The sequence below is a fragment of the Novacetimonas hansenii JCM 7643 genome (assembly GCF_000964405.1).
Classification (GTDB): Bacteria; Pseudomonadota; Alphaproteobacteria; order Acetobacterales; family Acetobacteraceae; genus Novacetimonas; species Novacetimonas hansenii.
In genome coordinates this window covers 1-2712 of record NZ_BANE01000151.1, presented here as the reverse complement: position 1 = coordinate 2712, position 2712 = coordinate 1, and the positions used below count along the sequence as shown (strand labels likewise).

Annotated in this window: 2 protein-coding genes; one reads left to right on the top strand and one right to left on the bottom strand. The window is 64.2% G+C overall.

What is annotated here, in order from left to right; genetic code table 11:
* Positions 1-345: 345 nt before the first annotated feature.
* Positions 346-1737 carry a GntP family transporter gene (locus tag B7G66_RS10860; protein WP_003621720.1) on the bottom strand — a complete coding sequence of 464 codons (1392 nt, stop codon included), beginning with the start codon at positions 1735-1737 and terminating at the stop codon, positions 346-348.
* 361 nt (positions 1738-2098) lie between these two features.
* Between B7G66_RS10860 and B7G66_RS10850 the strand changes: the two genes are divergently transcribed.
* Positions 2099-2712 (top strand): Hint domain-containing protein (locus B7G66_RS10850; protein ID WP_048859181.1); only part of this gene is annotated, 614 nt, incomplete at its 3' end.

The window sequence follows — 2712 nt, the reverse complement described above, 5'->3', positions numbered from 1 at the left end:
TGGTTTCCAAAGGGTAATACCCTTTGGTGGGGGTTCGGGGGCAATGCCCCTGAATGGCACACTTATAACAGGCGCAGCATCCGGGCGCTGCCCGGCCCCGGCAGGGAGCGCGCTCCCTGCACCCTGATCTGTTTTAAGGAGTCATGGTTTCCAAAGAATAAGTATAAAAGTTTTTGGTGAAGCTTTTTTCAAAAAGCTTCATAAACCCCTACGTTTTCCAAAATATCCGCACTGCGGCTATGCGGCACATGACCCGGCCTGCGTGGCCGCACAGGAAGACGGGCCAGCATCATATCGCCATAACCCGGCGCACTACGCCCTGCCCCGCCTTGCGCGCAATGCCGCCTAGAGCGCCATCCACATCAGCGCCGTCCCGGCAAAGGCGGTCAGGGCGGCGATACCGGTCATGACGGTCCAGCTCGACAGCCCTTCCCCCACACTCAGCCCCGCCATGCGGGTGACGATCCAGAACCCTGCGTCATTGACATGTGACAGCGCCATCCCCCCGGCCCCCATCGCCAGCGCCAGCAGCGCAAGGTGCGTCTGGTCCAGATGCAGCCGCGTAATCAGCGGCCCGACAATACCCGCCGTCGCCATCAGCGCCACCGTCGTCGGCCCCTGCGCCACGCGCAGGATCATCGTCATGACGAAACACAGCGCCAGCACCGGCAGCCCCGCCGCCGACAGCATACCGCCCAGCGCATCGCCCACCCCGCTTTGCACCAGCACCTGCGCGAATGCGCCGCCCGCGCCGGTAATCAGGATAATCCCGGCGGTGGACGGCAATGCCGCCGCCAGCACGTCCGACACGGTGGCCAGCGCCATGCCACGCCGCAACCCCAGCAGCCACGCGCACATCACCACGTCGATACCCAACGCGACATACGGAATGCCCGCAAACGCGATGACAGAGCGCACGGCCCCCGCCGCCATCATGTCCGACGCCAGCGTGCCCGCGATCATCAACACGACCGGCACACCGATCACCAGGGCGATTTCACCGGGATGGACCGGCCGCGCGCGCACGGCGGCAACCAGGCACGCATCGGCGGCGGAGCCATGGTCGGGATCGGTGGTGGTGCCCGCCTCCTCCACAATCGCGCGGATATCGGGCGCGCAGCCCAATGGCCGCGCCATGACCGGGCGTGACAGCACATAGGTCAGCGCCACCGAAAACGCCGCCAGCGGCAGGCCCAGCATCAGCACCCGTCCCGCCCCGACACCCAGCGCACCGCCCACGGCCACGGCCCCCGGATGTGGCGGCAGCAACGCATGCACCGTCAGCATCGTCACCGCCATCGGCACGGCGAACATGGCGGGCACACGCCCGGTCTGGCGCGCCATGCCATAGACAAGGGGCATGAGCATGATGACGCCCACTTCGAAAAACACCGGTATCCCGACGCCAAAGGCCGCAACCACGATCGCCAGCGGCACATGCGCCGCCCCCGCGCGCCGCACCAGTGCCTGCGCCACCGCCTGCGCGCCCCCCGACAGGTCCACCATCCGCCCGATCATCGCACCCAACGCCACGATGATGGCGATATGCCCGATGGTCCGGCCCAGCCCGCCCTGTATTGCATCGGCCAGGCGGGCGACCGGCGTGCCCGTCAACAACGCCACGGCGGTCGCCACCAGCAGCAGCGCCAGGAACGGATGCACCCGCCCCATCACGATCAGGGCCAGCAGAACGGCAATTGCCCCCGTTCCGATCAGGGCCAGCATAATGGGGGTCATACGTGTTCCTGCGCAGAATATGGCCTGCCCCGTCACGACATGGGGGCGGGCAAGGGGACGTAATCAGCCCCCTTTATCATGGATCACCACCCCCGCCGCAAGGGGGATCGCACCCCGACGGCACACGCCAATCCCCCACCCGCTTCCCCTGCGCGCATTGGGGCGGAACCGCGAAAACAGCCATGTCAATGTCGCAGGGCGCAAATGCTTTGTAATATAATGTCTCATATTGTATCTGTTATAACATAATTTGGGATTCGCATCCGGTCCCGCGATCATTGGTCGTTCCACGCCTCCTGCTCCATGCCCGTTCCGTCATGAAGTTGCTGGAAAGACCGCACCGGCACAGGAATTTGGGCAAATGGCACAGAACTATATTGATTACAGCAACAAGAGTTATTCGCTGACGACCAACAGCAACGGCTATCTCAGCAGTGCGCAGATCTTCGCGGCCCAGAACACCACGACTGATGGCAATGGCAACCTGGTCTTTTCCGTGGACAACATCGCCTCGGTCAACGCGGATGGCCCGACCACCCCTGATCCCGGCTTTACCAACGGGACACGCACCATGACGCTCAACAGCCTTTATGAAAATGGCGCCAATACCGGTTTTGTCATGGCGACGACCACGGGGACCGACGGCGGGCAGGAAAACGCCCTGCTGCAACAGACGCCGTATTCCACCAGCGACGGCACGATCCTGTACGCCCCGCCCCAGACCATGGACGACACGGTCAATGGACAGGTGGCGCAGACCGAGACCAGCGGGACGCACGGCTCGTACCTCTATTTCACGAACACGGCCGCAACCCCGATGTCGGACGCACCCTCCACCATCACCACAACCAGCAACGGCAACGATTTCACGCCCGCCACATCGGTGCCCAGCACGCCATGCTTTACCGAAGGCACGCTGCTGCTGACCCCACGTGGCGAAGTCGCGGTGGAGGATCTGCGCGCGGGGGATGAGGT

Bases quoted from the DNA above. Each gene is read 5' to 3' on its own strand.
- B7G66_RS10860 (WP_003621720.1), bottom strand. From the start codon at position 1,737: ATGACCCCCATTATGCTGGCCCTGATCGGAACGGGGGCAATTGCCGTT.